Annotated in this window: 24 protein-coding genes; 2 read left to right on the plus strand and 22 right to left on the minus strand. The window is 53.8% G+C overall.

Going from position 1 to position 22,360, the window contains the following annotated elements:
* Positions 1–40 precede the first annotated feature (40 nt).
* Together rpe and SYN_RS15460 are read left to right on the plus strand one after the other, a co-directional pair.
* Complete coding sequence (gene rpe / locus SYN_RS12550; RefSeq protein WP_011418550.1) at positions 41–727, plus strand: ribulose-phosphate 3-epimerase; 687 nt, start codon at positions 41–43, stop codon at positions 725–727.
* A gap of 16 nt (positions 728–743) precedes the next feature.
* Positions 744–1,283: an NYN domain-containing protein gene (locus SYN_RS15460; RefSeq protein ID WP_011418551.1), complete on the plus strand. Its 540-nt coding sequence runs from the start codon at positions 744–746 to the stop codon at positions 1,281–1,283.
* An 18-nt stretch (positions 1,284–1,301) separates the two neighbouring features.
* Here the strand turns inward: SYN_RS15460 and holA are convergent, their stop codons facing one another.
* The 22 genes from holA to infB all read right to left on the minus strand — a co-directional run bounded on the left by holA (position 1,302) and on the right by infB (position 22,301).
* The gene (gene holA / locus SYN_RS12560; protein WP_158302980.1) at positions 1,302–2,651 is read right to left on the minus strand and encodes a DNA polymerase III subunit delta; all 1,350 of its coding nucleotides are present in this window, start codon (positions 2,649–2,651) and stop codon (positions 1,302–1,304) included.
* 57 nt (positions 2,652–2,708) lie between these two features.
* A complete protein-coding gene (locus SYN_RS12565) occupies positions 2,709–3,362 on the minus strand; it encodes a TIGR00730 family Rossman fold protein (protein ID WP_041585103.1) in 654 nt (217 codons plus the stop codon).
* Positions 3,363–3,592: 230 nt separating this feature from the next.
* On the minus strand, positions 3,593–3,784 hold the full coding sequence (rpsU, locus tag SYN_RS12570; RefSeq protein WP_011418554.1) for a 30S ribosomal protein S21: 192 nt from the start codon (positions 3,782–3,784) through the stop codon (positions 3,593–3,595).
* Between the two features lie 610 nt (positions 3,785–4,394).
* The gene (gene gcvH, locus SYN_RS12575) at positions 4,395–4,784 is read right to left on the minus strand and encodes a glycine cleavage system protein H (RefSeq protein ID WP_011418555.1); all 390 of its coding nucleotides are present in this window, start codon (positions 4,782–4,784) and stop codon (positions 4,395–4,397) included.
* 24 nt (positions 4,785–4,808) lie between these two features.
* Positions 4,809–5,894 carry a M24 family metallopeptidase gene (locus tag SYN_RS12580; protein WP_083756500.1) on the minus strand — a complete coding sequence of 362 codons (1,086 nt, stop codon included), beginning with the start codon at positions 5,892–5,894 and terminating at the stop codon, positions 4,809–4,811.
* Positions 5,884–6,555 carry a tetratricopeptide repeat protein gene (locus tag SYN_RS12585; RefSeq protein ID WP_011418557.1) on the minus strand — a complete coding sequence of 224 codons (672 nt, stop codon included), beginning with the start codon at positions 6,553–6,555 and terminating at the stop codon, positions 5,884–5,886. Before SYN_RS12585 ends, SYN_RS12580 begins: the two co-directional genes overlap by 11 nt.
* A gap of 163 nt (positions 6,556–6,718) precedes the next feature.
* Positions 6,719–7,159, minus strand: coding sequence for a DUF2845 domain-containing protein (locus SYN_RS12590; RefSeq protein ID WP_158302981.1), 441 nt, complete (start codon positions 7,157–7,159; stop codon positions 6,719–6,721).
* A 170-nt stretch (positions 7,160–7,329) separates the two neighbouring features.
* Entirely contained in the window at positions 7,330–9,102 is a 1,773-nt protein-coding gene (locus SYN_RS12595; protein ID WP_011418559.1) for a secretin and TonB N-terminal domain-containing protein, read from the minus strand.
* Positions 9,103–9,114: 12 nt separating this feature from the next.
* Positions 9,115–9,612: a pilus assembly protein PilP gene (locus SYN_RS12600; RefSeq protein ID WP_011418560.1), complete on the minus strand. Its 498-nt coding sequence runs from the start codon at positions 9,610–9,612 to the stop codon at positions 9,115–9,117.
* Positions 9,575–10,285, minus strand: coding sequence for a type 4a pilus biogenesis protein PilO (pilO, locus tag SYN_RS15465; RefSeq protein WP_011418561.1), 711 nt, complete (start codon positions 10,283–10,285; stop codon positions 9,575–9,577). The genes SYN_RS12600 and pilO overlap by 38 nt, the downstream gene beginning before the upstream one ends.
* 3 nt (positions 10,286–10,288) lie before the next feature.
* The gene (locus SYN_RS12610) at positions 10,289–10,840 is read right to left on the minus strand and encodes a PilN domain-containing protein (protein ID WP_011418562.1); all 552 of its coding nucleotides are present in this window, start codon (positions 10,838–10,840) and stop codon (positions 10,289–10,291) included.
* Positions 10,837–11,919 carry a type IV pilus assembly protein PilM gene (gene pilM, locus SYN_RS12615; RefSeq protein WP_041585737.1) on the minus strand — a complete coding sequence of 361 codons (1,083 nt, stop codon included), beginning with the start codon at positions 11,917–11,919 and terminating at the stop codon, positions 10,837–10,839. The genes SYN_RS12610 and pilM overlap by 4 nt, the downstream gene beginning before the upstream one ends.
* A gap of 23 nt (positions 11,920–11,942) precedes the next feature.
* Positions 11,943–12,209 carry an FtsB family cell division protein gene (locus SYN_RS12620; protein WP_041585106.1) on the minus strand — a complete coding sequence of 89 codons (267 nt, stop codon included), beginning with the start codon at positions 12,207–12,209 and terminating at the stop codon, positions 11,943–11,945.
* Positions 12,210–12,464: 255 nt separating this feature from the next.
* Entirely contained in the window at positions 12,465–13,643 is a 1,179-nt protein-coding gene (locus SYN_RS12625; RefSeq protein ID WP_041585738.1) for a homocysteine biosynthesis protein, read from the minus strand.
* 11 nt (positions 13,644–13,654) lie between these two features.
* A complete protein-coding gene (dut, locus tag SYN_RS12630) occupies positions 13,655–14,107 on the minus strand; it encodes a dUTP diphosphatase (protein ID WP_011418566.1) in 453 nt (150 codons plus the stop codon).
* Positions 14,107–16,224: a polyribonucleotide nucleotidyltransferase gene (locus SYN_RS12635; RefSeq protein ID WP_011418567.1), complete on the minus strand. Its 2,118-nt coding sequence runs from the start codon at positions 16,222–16,224 to the stop codon at positions 14,107–14,109. Before SYN_RS12635 ends, dut begins: the two co-directional genes overlap by 1 nt.
* Before the next feature lie 293 nt (positions 16,225–16,517).
* Entirely contained in the window at positions 16,518–16,784 is a 267-nt protein-coding gene (gene rpsO, locus SYN_RS12640; protein WP_011418569.1) for a 30S ribosomal protein S15, read from the minus strand.
* Between the two features lie 61 nt (positions 16,785–16,845).
* Positions 16,846–17,784 carry a tRNA pseudouridine(55) synthase TruB gene (truB, locus tag SYN_RS12645; protein WP_011418570.1) on the minus strand — a complete coding sequence of 313 codons (939 nt, stop codon included), beginning with the start codon at positions 17,782–17,784 and terminating at the stop codon, positions 16,846–16,848.
* A gap of 4 nt (positions 17,785–17,788) precedes the next feature.
* Positions 17,789–18,742, minus strand: coding sequence for a DHH family phosphoesterase (locus SYN_RS12650; RefSeq protein ID WP_011418571.1), 954 nt, complete (start codon positions 18,740–18,742; stop codon positions 17,789–17,791).
* A complete protein-coding gene (gene rbfA / locus SYN_RS12655; protein ID WP_011418572.1) occupies positions 18,723–19,094 on the minus strand; it encodes a 30S ribosome-binding factor RbfA in 372 nt (123 codons plus the stop codon). Before rbfA ends, SYN_RS12650 begins: the two co-directional genes overlap by 20 nt.
* Before the next feature lie 101 nt (positions 19,095–19,195).
* Complete coding sequence (locus SYN_RS12660) at positions 19,196–19,534, minus strand: DUF503 domain-containing protein (protein WP_011418573.1); 339 nt, start codon at positions 19,532–19,534, stop codon at positions 19,196–19,198.
* Between the two features lie 7 nt (positions 19,535–19,541).
* Positions 19,542–22,301 (minus strand): translation initiation factor IF-2, encoded by a 2,760-nt coding sequence (gene infB / locus SYN_RS12665; protein ID WP_041585107.1) that lies wholly within the window; start codon positions 22,299–22,301, stop codon positions 19,542–19,544.
* Positions 22,302–22,360: the final 59 nt, after the last annotated feature.

The following is a 22,360-nucleotide window of genomic DNA, read 5'->3' on the forward strand; positions in this document are numbered from 1 at the left end:
GGAATGACCTGACATAATTTAAGGATTGCGGTTTTAACTTATGAAAAAAATTGCCCCTTCAATCCTTTCCGCCGATTTCAGCCGTCTGGGCGACGAGATCGCCGCCGTGGAGGCTGCCGGAGCGGACTGGATCCATATCGATGTAATGGACGGCCACTTCGTCCCCAATCTGACGATCGGACCGCCGGTCGTCAAGTCTCTGCGCAAGGTCACAAGGCTGCCCTTTGATGTCCATCTGATGATCGACAACCCGGATTCTTATCTTGACGCATTCATCGACGCCGGCTGCGATATCCTGACCGTTCACGCGGAAGCGGCAGTTCACCTGCACCGCACCATCTCCTATATCAGGGAACGGGGCGTTTCGGCCGGTGTTTCAGTCAATCCGGCAACCCCTTTGAGTCTGCTGGAAGACATCCTGCCCGATCTGGATCTGCTTCTCATCATGACCGTGAACCCCGGTTTCGGCGGACAGCAGTTTATCCCCACGATGCTGCCGAAAATCCGCAAGGCCAAGGCCATGATTTCGGCGGTTTCCCCCCGGATCGTCATCGAAGTGGACGGGGGGATCAACCTGGATAACATTTCAACCGTCGCCCAGGCCGGAGCGGATGTCCTCGTTGCGGGCTCCGCCGTTTTCGCGAGCGGCGATTATGGCCTTACCCTGCCGGCCATGCGCGCCCTGCTGGAAAACAGCCCGGAACCCTGTACATTCCCGACAGCCTGAACTTTCTTTTCCCGCCATGCACATTATCATCGACGGCTACAACCTGATCAGGCAATCCGATTTCCTCCGCCATTTTGAACGCCGAAGCCTGGAAGCCGGGCGGCAGGCTCTGCTTTCGCAGGTTTCCTCATACCGGAAATCGAAGGGGCATCGGATCACGGTGGTGTTCGACGGCTGGGAAAACGGCTCGCCCTTCGAGGAGCGGGATCGCCAGGGAGGAATTACCGTCGTTTACTCCCGCAGGGGTGAAAAGGCCGACGAAGTCATCAAACGCATGGTTTTGCAGAAGGGAGAGGAGATCGTCGTCGTGACGTCTGATCGCGATGTCGCTGACTACATCTCCAGAAAGGGCGCAACGGCCCTGACTTCTCCGGAGTTCGAAGAGGTGATCGTCCGCGCGGCTGCTTCGGCTGCGGTGACCGCCGTCGCGGAGCGCTTTCCCGAAAAAGAGGAAGAGGACGATGCCCGCGAATCTGGAAACGCCCGCAAGAAGGGCCCTGCCCACCGGCTTTCCCGTCGTGAAAAGGCGGCCATGACCCGCCGCAGAAAACTCTAATCCGCCTCTAAGTCCCTCCTAAGGGCGGCACACATCGATAAGGAACCGTTCCAGCATCAGGTCGGCATCCTTCGCCGTCGACTTCATGGCCAGGTCCATCGCCAGCAGATCCTCGAGATGGCGCTTCAGCCGCTTTTCCGAAAAGTTTTCCGAATTTCGAAGGATATTGAAGACCACATAAGGGTGCGAATCCGCCAGCTCAATGTGAACGTCTCCCGCCTGCCCGGCCCAGCCCTTTACGGTCGGATAAATCGATTTTTGAAAGCGTCCGTAATCCATCCGGGGCTGATAACCCGGCAGCGCCCCCTCGTTCCGGAGCTGCCGCGCATGCAATAGCAGCCGCATCTCCCGGACGATCATGGATAGAATGACAAGGGAATGAATTCCCTGCTCCCTCAGGCTCCGTAAAACAGACAGCGCCCCCTTCAGGTTCTTTTCCGCCAGGGCCGCGGTGAGGTCGAACACTTTATCCTCCCGCGTCCGGCTGATGACTTCCTCGACATCGGACACCTCGATGGTTTTTCGCTCCCCCGTATAGGTGATGAGCTTTTCCAGAGCCGCCATGGAGTTCCGCAACTGGAACCCCGTTTTTCTCCCCAGAACCTCCCACGCGCCGGAGGACATGCGCTTTCCCCGGGTCGCCAGAAGATCCCGGGCAGAATCCATCAAGGTGTTTTTCTGCCGGGCCTCGCCTTTCTCAACAACAAAGGGCAACACCCTGCCCAGTTCACTGATGGTTTTGAACAGTTTTTTCCGCTTGTCCACGGATTCCGCGGTCAGAAGAAGGACATTGCCGGCGGGAAGGCCGTCCCGCAGAATGGCCTCCAGATGATCCGTCCCGCCGCCGGTTGCGCTTCTGCCTTTCAGTCCCAGATCGACACAAACCTCGACGACCTGGGGGAGCCACTTGATCCGGTCCTCTCCGGCATCTCCCTCCACGGTTGTCTGCCAGTCTTTATCGGAAATGGCTTTCCAGCCGTCGCCCTTGAAATCCTCGAGATTCCATCCGGCAAGACTCAGGAAGGTCATGAAGGTCTTCGCGGCCTGCTGCGGTTTTCCATTCAGTTGTTCACGGATGCGCTTTACCAGATCTTTCAGCGTCTTGCGGGAAGAAAAGAGCTGTGTCCGGCGGACCGCAACGACCTTTCTGCCGGGAAGCAGAGGCGGGGTCATAAGATTTTCCCCTATTCGTTCCGGGTCCTCATCCTCGCCGTCCAGGACGAAGAGATTCAAAGCCTGGTCTTCCGGAGAAAGCAGCGCATCGATGATCTTCGTGAAGGCATCGCTTATTTCGTATTCCGCATCGCCGTAAAGCAGATAACAGGGAGCCGGCTGCTCCTTCTCGATCTCAAGAAGCGCCTTACTCAAAGAGTTGCCGGATTCTCCCGCTCGGATGCCCATGATTTCATTAAATGTATGGGGAAATTACAGAATGACGAACCGCTGAATGTATCGAACGGCTTCATCGGGGTCGTCGGTGATCCGGATCAGGTCAAGATCGTCGGACAGGATCATATCTTCTTTCAGCATGGTGTCGTTCAGCCAGTCCATCAAACCTTTCCAGTAATCGCTCCCCAGCAGGATGACGGGAAAACTCTTGATGCGTTTTGTCTGAATGAGCGTCAGGGCCTCGAAGAGCTCGTCCAGCGTGCCATACCCCCCGGGGAAAATGACATAGGCCACGGCATATTTGACGAACATCACCTTGCGGATGAAAAAGTATTTATAGTCGATGCTGACATTCGAATAGGGATTCGGTTTCTGCTCAAAGGGCAGACGGATATTCATCCCCACGGATTTTCCCCCGGCCTCGGCTGCCCCTTTGTTGGCAGCCTCCATGATGCCGGGACCACCTCCCGTAATCACACTGAATCCTTTCTCCGCCAGACGCTTTGCCAGGTATTCCGCTTTCCCGTACCAGAGATCACCTGGCTTCAGCCGCGCGGAGCCAAAGATGCTTACGGCATTCCGCAATGTGGAGAGCTCTTCAATGCTTTCCACAAATTCAGCCATAATGCGGAATATCCGCCACGATTCCTCTATCGAAAGGGCATCAACAAGATACTGTCTTTCTATCATTCGCACAAACTCCCAACCCGTTCAGAAAGCCGTTAAGCTGCCCGGTCCCTGTTGAAGGATGCATCCCCTGAACTGGCAACATCATTCCGATTCCATATCACAGCGCTATCCGTTCCGGTTTCGCCGTCGGTTCCCCAGCTTAGAATTTTACGCCCGCACCGTTTTCTGCCTGTCGTCGGGATATCCTCTCTGATCTGGAATTGAAGTATGATGCCCCGGCAAAGGAGTCTTTATGAGCTCCTTCGTCTCTGAACCTTGGCAAACCGACGCCGCGCTTCGATGGCTTTTCTCTTGCGCTTTACGGAAGGTTTCTCATAGGCTCTGCGGACCTTCAGTTCCTTGAACAGTCCACTTTTGGAAAGCTTGTTTTTCAAGATTTTCAAAGCCTTTTCCACGTCATTGTCAAATACTTTGACTTCCAAGTTATACCTCCTTTTTGATTTTCAGAAATTTCCAGAAATTGGTTTGTAATTTAAAACGTCACCCCCATCTCCCGTCCCGCGTTCCACGGTGAGGGAACCCCCTTGGCAAAAGGGTCAAGGATATATGACGCTTTACACTCTTACAGGAAAACGGAAGGACTGACGCTTATGGTGCTTTTGTTTCGGTTTCGATGGACTGAACCGGACATGAAACTTTCAAGAATGAAAGGATGGATCAAAAGACATTTATGAAAAAAACAAGCTGATAATCCGCTCAAACCGGTAAGAGACTTACCGGATCAGATGCCCCATCTAGTTTCCCTCCGCTGTATTAAAAAAAGGGCAGCACGGCTCATCATGATCTGCTCATGCCGTAGACTACCCTTTGTTTTATCAATATAATTTTACCACACTCCTTACCGGGCAATTATGCCTTTATCTAATATCTTAAATACCTCAAAGTTTTTTATCTTTGTTGCCCCCCGTTTTCAAGCCTGCCTGATCGGAAGGGATGCGGATCTTACAGTCGCGCAGGAAGGATTGTATACGCAATGTTAATTAAAATTGCAACCTAAAATTGATAACGGCCTGAAAAAAAAGAATGAAGAATCTATTCTTCCTCGGCAATGTAATCCTGATACCCCTGGATTTCCAAAAGATCATCCAGTTCCTCCGGATCTTTCATTTCGATGACCACAATCCAACCCGCATCATAGGGATCACTGTTCAGGATAGTCACATCCTCCATGATGTCTTCGTTGACATTGACGATTTCTCCCGATAAAGGCGAAACCAGTTCAAATACGTCATTTGCAGACTCAAGCGTTCCAAAAGGTTCGTCCCTCTCGACAAAGGAGTCCACTTTGGGCAGATCGACCTCGTCCACGTCTCCAAGTTTTTCCTGGGCGTAATCCGTAATGCCCAGCGTGGCCATATTACCGTCAACGGCAACCCAAATGTGTTCACGACTGTAAAGAAGATCATCTGGAAATATTTTCATAAATCGTCATCCTGTTAATTTAATTTATAAAATAATTAGATCCTTCGGCATTTTCGTAAGGACTTCGCAGCCGGCATCCTGCACCAGAACGGTATCTTCAATCCTGATTCCCCATTGCCCGGGGATATACACCCCCGGCTCGATGGTGATCACCATACCCGCTGTCAGGACCGTGTCCGACTTTGCAGATACCCGCGGAGCCTCATGCACCTCCAAACCGACTCCGTGACCGGTGCCATGAGAAAACAGGGCATCCAGGCCGTATCGTTCAAGAACGCTTCGAGCAACCCGATCAATCGAACTGCATGTCACACCGGCCCTGACCGCTTCCAGTGCCCGGTCATGAGCTTCTTTCACGGCGGCGTAAGCTTCCCGTTTTTTTCCGTCCGCATATCCGAGGCAGAAGGTGCAGGTTTCATCGGAACAATATCCATCGACTACAAGGCCATAATCTATAACGATCAGATCGCCCTGCTCCAGGTTTTTCAGACCGGGCTTCGCGTGGGGCAGCGCGGCATTGGCTCCCGAGGCCACAATCGTTTCAAAGGCCATCCGTTCCGCACCGGCCCTTGCTGACCCGAAATCGATCTCCAGGGCAACATCCCGCTCCGGGACACCCGGACGAATCTTCGAAGTAACGGCTTCGAGCACCCGGCCGGCCAGCTCAGCGGCGCGGCGCATGCAGGATATTTCCTCGGCGTCCTTGACCGCCCGAATCGAATTCAGCTCTTCCGACAGAGGTTTCAGCCTTTCTTCCCGCAGCCGATCCGACAACCTCAAAAAAAACGTATAACTGACTGCAGAAGCCTCAAAGCCGACCGTTTCTCCCGCTTTCAGATCAAGAACGGACTCAAGGCCATCCACTTTGTCCTGGAACAGGAAGAGATCGGCAACCTGAACTTCCTTGCGGGCCTGTGTCAAATAGCGGCCATCAACAAGCAGCGTCGCGGATTGCTCTCTCACGACCAGCGCCCCGTCGCTTCCTGTGAATCCGGTGAAATAGCGGATATTATGGAGGTCAAAAAGGATAAGACCCTGAATATGACTGGAGAGCAGGATCGAGCGCAGCCTGGCCAGCCGGGATTGATACACGGATGGATCAAATCGCATAGGACCTTCTTCTCTGGAGTAGATCCAGCCATTTGCCCAATTTTTCAATCACTTTTTTCTTCTGTCGGGGGTTCATCCCTTTCGCCGCCTGTACGCCTGTTGCCGACCGGACAGCCGCCAGCTTTTCCCGGAGTGTGGAAGAATCGGGATTGCGTGCCATCATCTGTTCCAGAAGGGCTTCAGCTTCATCCAGATGCCCCTGCCGAAGATAAAGGTCAACCAGAGTCAGGGTCTGAAAACCTGCCGTCACGGGATGTTCGAAAGTTTCCCGATGATCCGCCTCCGGCGTAAAATCCGGAGAATCACTTTCAATAAGTTTGAGTTTTCCTGAGATATCCCGGGACAGGTCAGAACCGGGGTTGAGTTCAAGAAACCGGCGATAAAATTTAACGGCCTCCTGGTTCAAGCCCCCCTTGAAGCAGATATCCCCCATGCTGACAAAAACGCGGGACATCTCCAGAATGGTCTTCTCCACCTCGTCAATCACGGCTGAGGCTTCCTCCAGCTTACCCAGCCGCGTGCAGGCATGGCATTGAACGATCAGCGCGTCGATATCTCCGGGATTCCGGTCAAGCCGGCGCTTCGCCTCATCCAGAGCGCTCTCGAATGCATCCTGTTCCAGCAGGGTTTGCGTTCGGGAAAGAAACTCGGCTCTATCCATTTTATATTCTTACCGTTTCGAAGACCTTGACTTAATGGGAGTAGAGTTGACTCGGGCAAAAGATGCCGCAAATACGCGTGAGCTATCACAGCCCATGGGGCGTGTCAAGGCAGATCAGATGTCTTTATTATAAAAAAATACCGGCAGGCCATGGACGTCCCGCTTATCTCCCCCGGCCGCCCTGAACGATCCTTGTCAGGACGCCGTCTTCAAAGTGAAGACAGTATACGAAATCATTGGGGCCTCGATTGTAATGCCAGGTTTCTGCCTCATTTTCTTGGTATTTTGCCCTGCGGGGCGTCCGTTTCTTCTTTCTGGAAGGGCTTTCGTTGTTCCGATCCCCGTCGGATTCCCTGCTGCTTTTCCGCTTGGCCGTTCGAGTCTTTCCTCTGGAGCCTGCCGTGTGGCGCCGGGAAGGTTCACCGCAGCTCACCAGCACATCCTCCACGCTGTCTCCCAGGGAGACCAGGTCATTTCCGCACCTGAGCGTGGATCGCGACGCACTTCCGTCAGCGCTCCATCCCGAAACGGGGCAGACAGGAAGAACCAGAAGCGGGACACTAATAGCGGCAACGCATCTCCACAAGGCACAGGAACAATTCATTCTTTTCAGGATCACGTGAGCACCGCAATGTTAAGAAGTTCAGAATATCAATAATGGAAAGCGATTTGTTCATTTTTTACCGCGTCTCTTGCAGGTTGAAGCCTGTGTGATGCGCCTCCCGTCGCCAGACAGAAGGCCTTTTCTCTTCAGGAGCAGGAGCGCTTCTTCCGCTATGAAAGACCTGCAGCGGCGCCGGGTTCGACATCGGGAATGATTTTCGGCGTAACAAAGATCAACAGCTGCTTTCTGGTTCTATCCGTATTCTCCGATTTGAAGAGCCATCCCAAAACAGGAATCCGGGAAAGCCACGGAACGCCGCTTGTACTGGTATCATCAGTCGTTTTGGAAACTCCGCCGATGACGATGGTCGTCCCGTCTTCCACGACGACCTTGGAATCCACCTCATTTTTGATGATGGGAACATTGTCCCCCAGAATCCCGGCTTTCGCATAATCCCCCCGGTCATTGGTCGCGTTGATCTGCATGGAAATCCGGCCATCCGGGGTAATGCTCGGTGTGACTTCAAGCTTAAGGACGGCTTCCTTGAAATTCACCCGGGGATAGCCCTTGTCATCATATGTCGTATAGGGAATTTCCTCACCCTGCTTTATCTTTGCCGTGACCCCGTCCATCGTGGTCACTTTCGGCGTGGAGATGATCTTGCCCGAACTCGTGCTCTCCAGAGCGGCGATCTGAACATCCAATACGGCCTTCGACCCTCCGATCACCACCCCCAGGGTCGGCGTCCCGATGATAGAGCCCGGCATATTGACGGCTGCCTGCGACAGTACCGCGCCAGTCCCCGAAGTCGTATAACCTATTCCGGCGGGATAGGGATAGGATACGGGATTTGTCTGCCCCTCTGTGGTTCTTGTGTTGGTTCCATAGGCCGCCTGAAAGGGATAGCTTCCCATGCGGGCGCTGACGGCCCCTCCCCAGGTCACTCCCAGATTTTTAATGAATTCCTCAGAGGCCTCGACAATCTTCGCCTCGATGGAAATTTGCCGGAGCCTGCCTTTTTCCGCCAGGAGATCCTGCTCGCGTTTCTTTCTGTTCGCCTCAGCTTCGATCTGATCCTTTTCGGCGGCTTTCCTCACCTCTTCATCCTTCTTCTTCTTTTCCAGGCTCATCACACTGATGACGTTGCCCATTTCCTTTTTGGCCAGACCATGGATATCCAGGATGGTTTCCAGCGCCTGATCCCAGGGGACATCCCTCATGTGAACGTTGACGGACCCCTTGACATCGGGGCCGGCCACAATGCTGACCCCGCCTGTTTCCGCCAGGAGACGGAGAACAGCTCGAATATCGGCATCCTGAAAATCAAGGGATATTTTCTGGCCGGTGTACCTGGCCGTGGAGGACTCATCTGCAACAGGGGCTTTCTTTGCTTTGCGATTCTCCGAAGCCTTTGATCTCTTTTGGTTTTCAGGGGCAAGGCCCGAGGAGGCTTCAGGCGCCGTTTTCTTTTCCATGGACGGCGTCGCCGCTTCTCCCAAACTGGCCACATTAAAATCCAGAATGACATTCTGCCCTTCCTGCCGGACACTGTACGGAACGGGCTGCTTCAAATAAACGGCTGCATGAACCCAGGGTTTTCCCTGGACCGTCTTCTGCTCCGCCACGACCTGCAGGACGTTGATCATGGCCTCGTCACTGAAAGGTCTACGCAGGATTTCCGGCGCCGACAGATTTTCCAGTTTCAGCAGAACGGTGTTCCCAGCCTCTTCTTCCACCTTGAAGGTGGAAATCCTTGTGGCAACAAAGGTTACTCTCTCTTTCCCCTTCGCCCGATTCAGGATGATATTTTCCAGATTTCCGGTATCCGCCGCCCCGGTCGCATGCATTTCCGCCACGGCATTCCATGCCGTGAACAGCCCCAGAAGCATCCACAAGAAACCGATCAATAAAGCAATGCCGTAACGCCGCCCGACTTGTTTCATCTCATCCTCTCATCAATCCACGTTTTGAAGCTTCAACGAAATACGCCTCGTCTTGTGTCGCCCTTTTCCTGAAGTCGCCTTCTCTTCGACGATCACACGATCTTCCAGAATCTGCGTAACCTGCCCCCCATGAAGACCAATGACCGTTCCCACGAATACTGGAAAAGATCTGCCCTGGGCGTTGGTCACCATTGCTGTCCGCCCTTGTTCGTTGCCCGCGATTCCGATCAGTTTGAACTGCCCGACAGAGGCTCTCTGCAATGGAAAGATCGATAACGGTTTGGTTCTCTTTCTGTTCTTCACTTTTTTCCGGCTGAGTTCCTTTTCCACGAAGGGTATAAAAGGATCCGGTTTTCCCAGCGCATGATAGGAATAATTGAGCGGAGGAACGGGGGAAGATGGCGCCGTCCATCCCTGACCCGCTGACAGCAGGACAATCAGAAACATGCAGACAAGGATCACGCCTGAAAATCTACGGCTTCTTTTCGGTCGTTTTTTTTGCTTGTTCATCCTTTTTTTCCAGAAACATGTAGGTCTTTATCGTGCATGCCGTGCTCAGGATGCGCCCTTTCCCTTTGGAATCCCTGGCCTCTTCCATACTGATTTCATCAACGGTTACAATCCGCGGCAACCTGGCCACCTTGTCAAAAAAGAGCACCGTATTGTGAAAACGTCCGACGACCGTCATCTTCACCGGAATTTCTTCATAGAATTTCTCAGGTTCTGCATCCTTCCCGCCCGGCTTCTTCGCTCCCGGCGGTTTCTGCGCATTGCCCTTTCCCGCGCCCTGCTTGTTGTCATTCCCCTTCTCATCGGCGGCCTTCACTGTCACCGGCTCAAAAAGGACGGAGTCGACTCCCGCGTTTTTTCCTGCCAGAGCGATATCGTACAATAGAAGGGGCATATCCTTCTTTTCCGGAAGCTTGGCCATGGCGAGCTCGTATTTCTGTTTCAGAAGCGCCACTTCTTTCATATACTTCTTCTTCTGATCCGCAATACGCTGTTTTTCCTCCACTTTCTGGGAAAGCTCTTCTTGCTTTGTCTTCAGATTGCTCCGTGCTTCCAGGGAGGGGGAAAGGAAATAAAACCAGTGGAAATAGGCGATCAGAAGAAAAAGCCCCCCCACCAGGAGGGCTTTCTTCTGCGGTGAAAGTTTCTTGATGTCATCCAGCGTGATAGCCATGCATCAGGTTCCTTCTTTTTTGATCCTGCAGGACAGGACAAACGAATAGAGCTTCATACCGGAATAATCTTTCTGCCGGGAGGAAATCAGCTCGACGGTCTCAAAAATATTGAGGGCTTCGAGGTTTCTCATAAACCGGGACAGAACCATGTTGGTGCGGGCAACGCCTTCCAGCTGCAGCCCCGTCTCCTGCTGAGAGACTTTGTCGAGCCAGGCATCTTGAGCTGGGACGGCGGAATTCAACCTGTCCAGATAATAAACCGGAGCCAGCCGGTTTTCTTCAAGGCGGGAAATGACGGAAAGTTTCTTTTCCAGCGAACTCACATCTTTTTTGAACGTTTCGACTTCCCCGACAATCCGGTTCAGTCTGGTCAGGGTCTCTTCTTTTTCCTGAATCTCCTTTTCCAGATTGCGGATACTGAAACTTACGTATAACTGGATGCCAGCCAGGACAAGAAGAAAAGCCAGAAACGATCCGGAAAAAATGAGAACCTGTTTTTTCAGGCCGGCCTGCTTTCGTTTCTCCTGATAGGGAAGAAGGTTGATCCGGATCATTTGTCCCCCACACGGCGCAGGGCCAACCCCAGACTGACGGCTAAAGCCGGTCCCATCTGCTCCACCAGGGAAACATCGACGGTTTTGTCGTTGATCGCGATTTTCTGGAAAGGATTGAGTATTTCCGTATCGACACCGAGCCTCTGCCGGAGTTCCTCCACGATGCCCGGGAGTTTGGCTCCGCCTCCAGACAGCAGAACTTTCCTGATGTAGTCCCCGCCGAAGGTGGAGCGGAAAAACTCGATGGAACGATCGATTTCCGCACAGATGGGTTCGGCATGTTCGATCAGACTCATCCGGAAAGCATTCGCCTCGAACTCATCTCCCCCAGGTCCCTCAATCTTGACCCGCTCCGCTTCATCGAAGCTGACACCAAGCCTGTCGACCAGGGACTCCGTCACCGTATTGCCGCCGAGAGTGAAATCACGGGTGAAGATGGATGCGTCAGCCTTGACGACATTGATATTGGTTATGCTCGCACCGATGTTGATGAGCGCGACAATGTCCTCTTCCTCAAAGTCGTAGTTTTCTTCGTATACGGTTTCCAGCGCGAAGGAATCCACATCCATGATAACCACAGTCAGTCCCGCCGCCTTGAGCGCGTCCGTGTAACTGTTGATTATATCCTTCCGGGCGGCGACAAGCAGAACTTCCATCAAGTTGGGATTGTATTCATTCTCGCCCAGAATCTGGAAATCGAAGTTGACCTCGTCCATATTGTCGAATGGAAGATACTGCGCGGCGTCATCCCGGATCATGTCGCGCATTTCCTCTTCTTCCATGGTTGGGAAATCCACTTTCTTGATTATAACGGAATGACCCGACAGGGAGGTGACAATGCCCTTCCGGCGATTGCCCGATGTTTTGAAAAGTTCCTTGACCTTTTCCGTCAAAAGGGATGTTTCATGAAGAATCCCGTCGACAATGATTCCCCGGGGAAGGGAAAGCTGTGAAAAACGGTTCAGGAGATAGCCGCCCCTGGGATCGTCCACCACCTCTGCAAGCTTCAGCGAACTGGAACCGATATCAAGACCGACAACCTGTCTGCTGCCCGATAATAAACTTTTTAAATCCAGCATAACGTTCCCGGGAATTTTCACATTTATCTGGCGAACTGATAGACCATGTCGCCATCCTTGACCATGCCTAAATCGTTTCTCGCCACCATCTCGATATAGGAGAGATCGTCCTTCAGCAAGGCTATGGTATGTTTTAATTGACTGTTTTCACGAATGATCTCCTGATTCTCCTTTTGCAGCGCGGCAAGCCGCTTCTGCATCATGTAGCTGTCTACCAGTCCCCGATCGCCAAAGGTGATCAGCAATCCCATCAGAAAGACAAACAGCGCAAGATAACGACCGATCTTCATTTCAGTCATTTCCTCTTTCGAGATTGGGAAAAAACGGGGATTTCATACCGGATTGTCTTTCTTCGGCTTACGGCAGCGGCTTTGCCGGCGGTTTCCTGGCGCACAAATCATAAGGATGCCCCGCTTCTCACCTGATAGCCCTTATCACCTGGAATGCAATCGGGTATCTACAACTACGTTGGCTATATCAGAATCCTCTTTCAATATGCAACACCCTATAGCTTTTTTTCGCGGATTCCACCTCTGTGTGAGAACTTATTCAAGGTCTCCATCGGGCAGAAGCTGCTGCGGTTCCCCCAGAAGGAAATCACCCCGCTCGATCCATTCCTTGAGAATCTCACAGATTTCCCGAGCCTTGTAATAACTGGAGAGGGGGGCGGTTGAAATCTTCCGGCCCTTGAAATCGATGCTCCCACTGCGGAGTTCCTTGTAACTCACCTCCCCGAGGCTTTTCGCCGCGCCTTTTGGATAATCCATGCCGTAATCATAAATCTGGGCATAAAGATCCTCATCCTTCACCGCCGTATAGCGGGCCATGTCTTCGTCGAGAATCGGAATCGGGATGCCGATTCCGACGTACAGGGATACCCCATACCCCAGAAAACTCGCCCCGACGAGCCACTCGGGACTCATCTCCTTCAGATTGCCGATAGTGGCTATAGTTCCCGCCCCTTCCCGGGGCGCGCCGTTTTTTCCTCTGATGACATGGGGATTGTGCTGGGTCCCCGGCCAGGCGACAAAGCCCTGAGCGCCGCCCAGGAAGATTCGCGTCCCGATGCCGATGGTCCGGTAATATGGATCGTTAAAGAGAGGACTGAGCTGACCCGACGTGGCATAATTCGCATTGGCCATCCGGGGACGGAGCATCCCCATGTAAGTGTGAATGGTTTTGTCGGACATGTTCACGGCGCAGTTGTAATTCTGATAGGCATTCCGGGGATTGAAGAGCATGGCGTCGCGGAGATCGTGCAGGGTGATGTTTTTTTCGAACTTCCGCAAAGGGTAGCAATCCGTACCGTAGCCTTCAGCCCGAAGCCGGATGAGATTCCCCGAAACCAGGTCCTGGATGACATGTCCGCCACCGTAATTGAATTCACCGGGATAGACACTGTTGAGCGGATCGCCTTCCACGACTTCCGTGGCGCCGATATAGCAGTCGACCGCCGCGATGCCTCCGTAGGCCGGAACGTCATTGAGCCACACTCTGGAGGCGCGGATCTTGGGTGAGGTATGCCCGAAATTGAGAAAGGCCCCGGAGGAACACATGGGGCTGAAGGTGCCCGTCGTTACGACATCGATCCGGCGGGCCGCTTCCACGTCGCCGTGCCGTTCGACAATGTCGATCATTTCTTCCGCAGTGACGACGACGGCCTCTCCCTGTTTAATGCGTTCATTGATCTCCTTGAGCGTTTTGTGGACCTTATGCCTTTTCATGTCTTCCAACCTCAGGATTCATCCGTATGACCGAATCCTCCATCCCCCCGCGTCGTGGTCTCCAGACTGCCGGATTCAGACCATGCAACCCGACAGACGGGGGCGATAACCATCTGCGCAACCCGGCTTCCTCTGGCAACCACGAAAGGGTCATTGCCGTGATTGATCAGAAGAACGCCTATCTCCCCCCGGTAATCCGCGTCAATGGTGCCGGGCGCGTTGACCAGCGTCACGCCGTGCTTCAATGCCAGACCGCTGCGGGGCCGGATCTGGGCTTCGAATCCTTCAGGCAGCGCGATGGCAATGCCCGTGGGGATCAGCGCCCTTTCCCCGGGCAGGATGACCACCTCATCCGCCACGGCCGCGCAAATATCCATTCCCGCGGCATGTTCGCTCATATACCGCGGCAGCGAAAGCCCTTCAAAGTGGGGCAGCGTCTGGACGGAAATCCGGATCCCGGTCATTAAATGTCGGAACCCAGGGCTTCCTTTCGACTCAATCGAATTTTACCCTGCTTGTCCACTTCAAGGACCTTCACGATGACTTCATCGCCTTCATTGACGATATCCGTCACCTTGTTGACCCGCTCTTTGGCCAGCTGCGAGATGTGAAGCAGCCCCTCGGTTCCGGGCAGGATCTCCACAAACGCCCCGAAATCAACGACCTTCTTGACGGTTCCCCGATAGATTTTGCCCACTTCGGCGTCTTCCGTCAACCAGCGGACCATGGCAATCGCCCGAGCGGACGCCTCCATATCGCTGGACGCAATCGTCACCGTGCCGTCATCTTCCACGTCAATGGTTACACCGGTCTCGCTGACGATCTGGCGGATATTCTTGCCGCCGGTACCGATCACGGCGCGCACCTTTTCCGGTTTGACTTTCACCGTAGTGATCCGGGGAGCGTAAATAGACAATTCCTTCCTGGGTTCGGAAATCGTAGCCAGAATCTTGTCGATGATAAACAGCCTCCCTTCTCTGGCCTGCGCGAGCGCCTTGCGGAGAATATCCTCATTAATCCCGTCTATCTTGATATCCATCTGCATGGCGGTAATACCCTTACTGGTTCCGCAGACCTTGAAATCCATATCCCCGGCATGATCTTCATCACCAAGGATGTCGGACAGAATCACCACCTGCTCACCCTCTTTCAGAAGGCCCATGGCAATCCCCGCCACCACCCCCTTGACCGGAACGCCGCCATCCATGAGACAGAGGAGGCCTCCGCAGACCGTGGCCATGGATGAGGAACCGTTCGAGGAAAGGATCTCGGAAACAATTCGGATTGTATAGGGAAATTCTTCCGGAGAAGGAATCACCGGCATCAGGGCTTTTCTGGCCAGATTGCCATGCCCGATTTCCCGGCGGCCAGGGCTTCGCAACGGCCTGGCTTCACCGACGCAGTAGGGAGGAAAATTGTAGTGAAGAATGAAGGAACGCGTCTCTTCACCCGCAACATAGTCCAGCCGCTGTTCGTCCGATGACGTTCCCAGGGCGAGAGCGGCAAGAGACTGGGTTTCCCCGCGATTGAAAAGGGCGGAACCGTGCGCCCGGGGAAGGATCCCCACTTCCGCGCTGATGGCGCGTATCTCCGCATAGGATCGTCCATCGATCCGCTGTTTTTCTTTCAGAATCACATCCCGGACAATGCGCTTTTCCAAAGCTTCCAATGCCGCCGCCGTCCGGAGACGCAGTCCGGCTTCATCAGCCGTGACGGCCTTGAGAACGGAATTGCGGATCTCGTCGAGGGCGGCATGCCGATCCAGTTTTCTCGACATCCGGTACGCCTCGCGCATCCTGACCGCCGCCTTTTCCGAAACCTCCGCCAGCAGAGCGTCGTCAATTTCAACGGCCTCGAACTCCCGTTTGGGTTTCCCAAGGGCCGAGCGGAGCTGGTCCTGCAATTCGATAACGGGACGCATGCATTCCAGACCGAAGTCGATCCCGGCGATGACGTGTTCTTCCTCGACCTGCTGAGCTTCTCCCTCCAGCATGACGAGGTTGACATCATAGGGCCTGCCTTCCGTCCCCGGAACCACTTTCCTGCCGACAAGATAAAGATTCAGATCTCCTTTTTCCTGCTCTAATTTCGAGGGATTGCAGATGAATTGACCGTCAACCCGCCCGACCCGGACGCCGACAATCGGCCCCTTGAACGGAATGTCGGAGATCTCGAGAGCCGCCGATGCGGCCAGAAGGGCGGCAACATCGGAATCATTCTCACTGTCTACGGACAGTACGGTGGCCACGAGTTGGGTTTCATAGCAGTACCCCTTGGGGAACAAAGGACGGATGGAACGATCGATGACCCGCGATGTCAGAATCTCGCGTTCATTCGGTCGTCCTTCCCGCTTGAAAAACCCGCCGGGGATTTTGCCCGCGGCATAAGTCATTTCCTGATAATCCACCGTCAAAGGCAGAAAATCCACACCCTCCCGGGCCGTCTTCAGAGAAACCGCCGTCACCATGACAACGGTATCCCCATAAATCACCATAACCGCGCCATCTGCCTGACCAGCAACATACCCTGTCTTGATGGATATATTCCTTCCGGCAAACTCCGCACTGAATATTGTACTCATTTTTATTACATCCTCTCTTTTGACCCGATATCCGGATACGGGAAAACCCAGGTACGCAGCCTCATCAAGCATCCGCCCTTCAGGGGAAGGGAGAAATCATGCAGAGGAAGCAGCCGGGCTCGCCCATCACCAGCCTCAGGCGATTTCCCGGGTCGGGGCACTGCCGGTCAGGGAGTAAGGAGTAAAGCCGGAGGTGTAAAGCCGGAAAAATACGATAAACGGTGAACACCCTCTGCCTTATACCTCAGGCTTTACCGCTTACTCCAAACTGATGCCCCACCCGAAGGTGAAATTTATTTTCTCAAGCCAAGACGCTGAATGACCTGTCGATACCGTTCGATATTCTTATTTTTCAGATAATCCAGAAGCCGCCTTCGCTGACCGACCAGTTTCAACAGCCCCCTTCGGGAATGATGGTCTTTTTTATGGACCTTGAAATGATCCGTCAGGTATTCAATCCTTGCACTCAGAAGCGCGATCTGGACTTCCGGGGACCCCGTATCCTTCTCATGCAACTGATAATTTTCAATAATGCTCCCTCTTTGATCAGAACTTAACACGATTTTCTATCCTCCTAAACAATTTGATCTATGAAATCGACGTTGCACCCGGCTTTTATTTTCAGGCTCTGTCGTGAAAAACCCTCAAAATCCTGACGGCGGGCTGCCCCATGTCACTCACTGCCAACTGGTCCGATGCATACAGGAATCTGGCCACAGCCACCAGTCCGCCGCTCGAGGTGAGGAACTTTACCATATCTCCATCCGCAAGGGAAGGAATATGATACTCCCGCAGAGTGCTTCCATCGGGCTGGAAGCCGTCTCGAATCCTGCCTGAAAGTTCCTCACTGATCTCGATGGCCGCCACATTCCGCAAACCGTCACTCAGGGGAATTACTCTGGACAAAAGCGTCTCTCTACCTTTTCCGTCCGCGATATCCTCAAGAGATACCGCCGTCTCCAGGGTAAAACAGCCACAGCGCAGCCTGCGCAGCACCGACATGCAGGCCCCGCAGCCCAGGCGCTCTCCGAGATCGGCGCAGAGAGTGCGAATATAGGTCCCCTTTGAACAGGCCACCCTGAAGGTGACGTAGGGAAGCGCAATCTCCTCCAGTATGGAAGAATAAACCTGGACGGTCCGCGGAGGCAGGGCAATGTCGACCCCTTTCCTCGCCCAGGAGTAAAGCGGCCTCCCCTTGAACTTGACGGCCGAATAGCGGGGCGGTTCCTGGCTGATTGGACCGGTAAAGAATTGCAGGGCCTCGCGAATCCGGACCTCATCGACTTCCGGTTCCCGGCGGTCCGTAATCCGCCCCTCGATATCCATCGTTTCCGTCGTTACGCCCAACAGCATCGTAGCCCGGTATTCCTTGTCATCCAGAGAAAGAAACTGGACCAGCTTGGTCGCCTCATTCAGGCAGAGGGGAAGCACTCCCGTGGCCAGCGGATCGAGGGTGCCGGCATGTCCGGCTTTCCGGACCCCCAGAATCCTCTTGACCTCCTGAACCACTTTTTGAGAGGTCTTTCCCGGCGATTTATCAAGGATCAGGATACCGTCCATCCACTCAAAAACCGTCCTGTATCACGTCCAGAACCCTGCGCTTGACGGTCTCGAAGTCTCCCCGTATCCGGCAGGCCGACGCATTTCTGTGCCCCCCGCCGTCAAAGGCACGGGCCACACGCTCCACATCGACTTTCCCTTTGGAACGGAAGCTGACCTTGAAGCCCCCATCTTCCTGTTCACTGAAGAGGGCGGAAACCTCCACCCCTGAAATCGATCGGGGAAGGTCGACGAACCCCTCGGTGTAATCCGGGATGGCGCCAACAGCCTGCAGAACGCTCCGCCAGACCACCATGAACCCGACCCGCCCGTCAAGATCGAAGGCAAGCGTTTCCAGCGCTCTGGCCAGCAGACGGATTTTGGCCAGCGGATTGTTCTCGTAGATTTTTTCCGATATTTCCTGGGGATTCGCGCCCCAGCCAACGAGATTCCCGGCGGCGATCAATGTTTCCCTGCCTGTGCTTCCATAATGAAATCCCCCTGTATCGGTCAAAAGGGCCGCATACAGATTGGTTGCGATATCTCTGGAAACAGGATTCCCCTTCCGGGTGATCAATCGATAAAGTAATTCCCCCGCGGAACTCGCCCGGGGATCGACGAAGGAAACCTCGCAGAACCTTGTGTTCGATATGTGGTGATCGATATTGACGAGCGTCCCGATGTCGGCTATCTTTTCATAACCCCTGCCCACCCGGCTCAGATCGCTGCAATCCACGATAAATGCCGCATCATAGCGACCGACTGCGGGAAGCTCATTGAGAATGACTTCACTTCCCGGCAGAAACTGGTAATTCTCCGGAGTTGCATCCTGATTGTAAATATCCGCCATTTTCCCCTGTTGACAAAGCCAGGCATAAAGAGCCAGTTCCGTTCCCAAAGCGTCGCCGTCCAGCCTTTCATGGGAAGTAATGAGAAAGCTCCGGTTGCGCTCTATGATCTCAAGTATCCGATCCATCATTCTCTTCTTCCCTGTGAATCTCGTTGATGAGCTGATCTATTCGGCTTCCGTAGGCAAAGGAGGAATCGGGCTTGAAAATGAGATCCGGCACATAGCGCAGTTTCAATCGCTTTCCAAGTTCCTTCCTGATAAAGCCGCCGGCTTTCTGCAAACCTTCCAGGGTCTCGGGATGGCAGGAATCCTCACCCATCTCCACGAAGAAAATCCTGGCGGTGCGCAGGTCATCGCTCACCTTGACACCGGTGACCGTCAGCCTGCTGACCCGGGGATCGCGAATCCGTCGCAGCAGGATATCCGCAATCTCCATTTTCACAAGATCGGCCACCCGATCCGCCCTCTTAAACTGCGTCATTGCTATTCCCTGCGGATGGATTTTCCATCCTCATATTCTTGTTCAGATATGTTTGCTTTGACAACAATCCAGCACTTCCTGTGATGGAAACAGGCAGAGCGCTAATCGTGATCATATTTCCCGCTTCGGTCTTCAAAATGAGGCATGGCATCCGAGATGGTCACAATTTCAATCCTGCTGTTCAACACCTCGGCCAGTTGGAGATCATCGATGAAAGAAAGAATATGATCGACCTTCCCATTTACATAGCGGGAATCGTTGCCCACGATGCAGAATCCGACTTTTGCCCGTTTCCAGGAGTCATTTTCACCGACCTCCGCGATGGAAACATTGAAGGTATTCCGGGTTCGCTGAAGAATTCGCTTCAGAACCCCTCTTTTTTCCTTCAGAGACCGGCTCTCTGCAATCCAGAGTTCAATCAGCCCCGACCCGATGACCATCGCATCCTTACAGTTTACGCTCTACTTTCTCGTTGATGTAGGCCTCGATCATATCGCCCATCCGGAGATCGTTGAAGCCTTCAATGCCGATCCCGCACTCAAAACCGGACAACACTTCCTTGACATCATCCTTGAAGCGCTTCAGGGAGCCGATCTTTCCATCGAAGACGACCACCCCGTCCCGCACAAGTTTGACATTGGCTTTCCGAGTCACTTTCCCGTCGATTACGAAGCTGCCCGCAACGGTCCCCACCTTGGGAACACGGAACAGATCCCTCACTTCAGCCCGTCCCAGAACCACTTCCCGATATTCCGGTTCAAGCAGTCCTTCCATGGCCGCCCGAACATCGGCAATTACATTGTAAATGATATCATAGAGTTTGATGTCAACACCCTCAGCTTCCGCGATTTCCGCCACCCGGGCATCGGGCCGCACATTGAAACCGATGATGATGGCGTTGGATGCCGATGCCAGCATGACATCCGTTTCCGTAATCGCTCCCGTGGAGCCATGAATCACCTTCAACTTGATATCGTCGGTGCTCAGCTTGGTGAGGGCGTCCGACAGGGCTTCCAGCGATCCCTGCACATCCGCCCGGAGGATCACGTTGAGTTCTTTCACGCCTTCCTTCATTTTTTCATACAACTGTTCCAGGGTGATCTTGGAGGTGGCGGAAAGTTCTTTCTCCCTTTCCTTCCGCATCCAGTAATCCCCGATGCTGCGGGCCTTCTTTTCATCCTCGACGGCATTGAATTCCGCACTGGCCTGGGGCACCCGGGAGAAGCCGATGACCTCCACAGGGGTGGCCGGTCCGGCTTCCTTGATCCGTCGCCCCTGATCGTCATTCATGGCGCGGACACGCCCATATTCTGTTTTACTGACAAAGGCATCGCCCTCATGAAGGGTGCCTTCCTGTATCAACACCGTCGCCACCGGCCCGCGTCCTCGATCCAGCCGGGCTTCAATGACCACGCCCCGGGCGGGACGATCGGGATCGGCCTTCAGTTCCAGAACATCCGCCTGCAGTAGAATCAGTTCCAGAAGCTCCTCGATGCCGATTTTCTGCTTTGCCGACACCTCGCTGAAGATGGTGTCTCCACCCCATTCTTCCGGGACAAGCTCGTACTCCGTAAGCGCCTGTTTGATACGCCCCGGATCGGCCTCCGGCTTGTCGATTTTATTGATGGCCACGATAATGGGCACTCCGGCGATTTTAGAGTGGTTGATAGCCTCCACGGTCTGATCCATCACCCCGTCGTCCGCCGCTACAACGAGCACCACGATATCCGTGACCTGCGCGCCTCGAGCCCGCATGGCGGTAAAAGCTTCATGCCCCGGCGTGTCGAGAAACACAATTTCCCGTCCCTTGAGATTGACACGGTAGGCCCCGATGGCCTGGGTTATTCCCCCCGCTTCTCCTTCCGTGACCCGTGTTTTACGGATTGCATCCAGCAGAGAGGTTTTGCCGTGATCCACGTGTCCCATAATCGTAACCACGGGAGCCCGGGGCTTCAGATTTTCAACGGAAGATTCGACTTTGAACATGGATTCGTCGTACTCCATTCCCGCCGGCTCAACCTGATACTCGAATTCCGTTGCGATGAGCGACGCGGCATCGAAATCAATCGATTGATTTATGGTCGCCATCAATCCCATCCGCATGAGTTTGTTGATGACCTCTCCGGCCTTGACTCCCATCTTTTTGGCCAGATCTCCAACGGTAATGGCTTCACCAACCCGTATTCTTCTCTTGATCGCTTTGGGAACGGTAATCTCCGTTTTCTTCATCTTGACGGGTGCCGCTTTTTTCTCTTCCTTCCAGCGAGGCGGTCTGACTGCACGTTCGATGATTTCTTCTTCTAAAGTACCGCGAAAATCCGTCTTTTCAGGACCCTTTTTGAGAACCGTCTTTTTTCTGGCAGGAATCTGCTCTCCCTTTCTCGTTTCATCCGGGAGCTTTATCTTTTTCCTGGGCTTTTCCGCCTCGGTTTTAGGCGCGCCTTTTTCCTGGGGAACGGCACGGCCTGGTGCGGCCGCGACGACCTGTTTTCTGGCCATTTCGGGTTGCGGCGCCGGCTTTGCGGGGAATCTTGTTTCTGCAGGACGTCGGGATACCGGCGTTCTCCCTTCTTTTCTGCCGGGAACAGGTTTGCCTTGCTCTTGTACCCTCTCCGTCCTGGGAAGCGGCTTCGCTTCGCCGGGGACAGCCTTCGGCGCGGCCGCGGCTTTTTCGGGTTCAATGACAGCTGGTTTTTTTAAGGGTTCTTCTGCAAATTTTTCAGGAGGTTGAATTTTTTCCTGTTTGAGAATTTCAGCAATCGGCGGGGCAACCGGTTCAGCAGGTTTTTCCGGAGGAGCCAGGGGTTTTTCACCTGCGGCAGGAATTTTCTTTTCAGGAACAACTGGCCGAGGTTTGACCACCTTGGCAGGCGGTGTTTCCCTGGAAGGAGCGATCTTCTCAGGAACCTCTTCCGGGAGGGCTTTTCCCATCTCTTTTTCCATTTCTACAGGGACCTTCTCCAGGACAGCTTCCTTTTCAGGAACGCGGACAGCCCTCCGTCGAATAACCGTGGTCTTGATCCGCTGTTCAACCATCTCCCTGGAACCCCGGGCATGAAATTCTTTCGTGACACGGTCCACTTCACTGTCTTCCAGCGTTCCCGAGTGGGACTTCACGGCTATGCCGAGTTTTTCCAGCCGAGAGATAAGCTCCTTGTTGTCGATACCCAACTCCCGCGCCAACTCGTAAACCCTTTTTTTTGACATGCTTGACCCCCCCAACGCTTCTAATTTTACCCCGCAGATGTTCTTGTTCCCATCCGGAT

Source organism: Syntrophus aciditrophicus SB (assembly GCF_000013405.1).
GTDB classification, from domain to species: Bacteria; Desulfobacterota; Syntrophia; order Syntrophales; family Syntrophaceae; genus Syntrophus; species Syntrophus aciditrophicus.

Bases quoted from the DNA above. Each gene is read 5' to 3' on its own strand.
- SYN_RS12590 (WP_158302981.1), bottom strand. From the start codon at position 7,159: ATGAATTGTTCCTGTGCCTTGTGGAGATGCGTTGCCGCTATTAGTGTC.
- infB (WP_041585107.1), bottom strand. From the start codon at position 22,301: ATGTCAAAAAAAAGGGTTTACGAGTTGGCGCGGGAGTTGGGTATCGAC.
- SYN_RS12565 (WP_041585103.1), bottom strand. From the start codon at position 3,362: ATGATAGAAAGACAGTATCTTGTTGATGCCCTTTCGATAGAGGAATCG.
- pilO (WP_011418561.1), bottom strand. From the start codon at position 10,285: ATGGCTATCACGCTGGATGACATCAAGAAACTTTCACCGCAGAAGAAA.
- gcvH (WP_011418555.1), bottom strand. From the start codon at position 4,784: ATGAAAATATTTCCAGATGATCTTCTTTACAGTCGTGAACACATTTGG.
- SYN_RS12620 (WP_041585106.1), bottom strand. From the start codon at position 12,209: ATGAAGATCGGTCGTTATCTTGCGCTGTTTGTCTTTCTGATGGGATTG.
- SYN_RS12635 (WP_011418567.1), bottom strand. From the start codon at position 16,224: ATGAGTACAATATTCAGTGCGGAGTTTGCCGGAAGGAATATATCCATC.
- SYN_RS12650 (WP_011418571.1), bottom strand. From the start codon at position 18,742: ATGATGGATCGGATACTTGAGATCATAGAGCGCAACCGGAGCTTTCTC.
- SYN_RS15460 (WP_011418551.1), top strand. From the start codon at position 744: ATGCACATTATCATCGACGGCTACAACCTGATCAGGCAATCCGATTTC.
- SYN_RS12595 (WP_011418559.1), bottom strand. From the start codon at position 9,102: ATGAAACAAGTCGGGCGGCGTTACGGCATTGCTTTATTGATCGGTTTC.
- dut (WP_011418566.1), bottom strand. From the start codon at position 14,107: ATGACCGGGATCCGGATTTCCGTCCAGACGCTGCCCCACTTTGAAGGG.
- truB (WP_011418570.1), bottom strand. From the start codon at position 17,784: ATGGACGGTATCCTGATCCTTGATAAATCGCCGGGAAAGACCTCTCAA.
- pilM (WP_041585737.1), bottom strand. From the start codon at position 11,919: ATGCTGGATTTAAAAAGTTTATTATCGGGCAGCAGACAGGTTGTCGGT.
- rpe (WP_011418550.1), top strand. From the start codon at position 41: ATGAAAAAAATTGCCCCTTCAATCCTTTCCGCCGATTTCAGCCGTCTG.
- SYN_RS12600 (WP_011418560.1), bottom strand. From the start codon at position 9,612: ATGAACAAGCAAAAAAAACGACCGAAAAGAAGCCGTAGATTTTCAGGC.
- SYN_RS12660 (WP_011418573.1), bottom strand. From the start codon at position 19,534: ATGGTCATCGGGTCGGGGCTGATTGAACTCTGGATTGCAGAGAGCCGG.
- SYN_RS12610 (WP_011418562.1), bottom strand. From the start codon at position 10,840: ATGATCCGGATCAACCTTCTTCCCTATCAGGAGAAACGAAAGCAGGCC.
- rbfA (WP_011418572.1), bottom strand. From the start codon at position 19,094: ATGACGCAGTTTAAGAGGGCGGATCGGGTGGCCGATCTTGTGAAAATG.
- SYN_RS12585 (WP_011418557.1), bottom strand. From the start codon at position 6,555: ATGGATAGAGCCGAGTTTCTTTCCCGAACGCAAACCCTGCTGGAACAG.
- SYN_RS12580 (WP_083756500.1), bottom strand. From the start codon at position 5,894: ATGCGATTTGATCCATCCGTGTATCAATCCCGGCTGGCCAGGCTGCGC.
- SYN_RS12625 (WP_041585738.1), bottom strand. From the start codon at position 13,643: ATGAAAAGGCATAAGGTCCACAAAACGCTCAAGGAGATCAATGAACGC.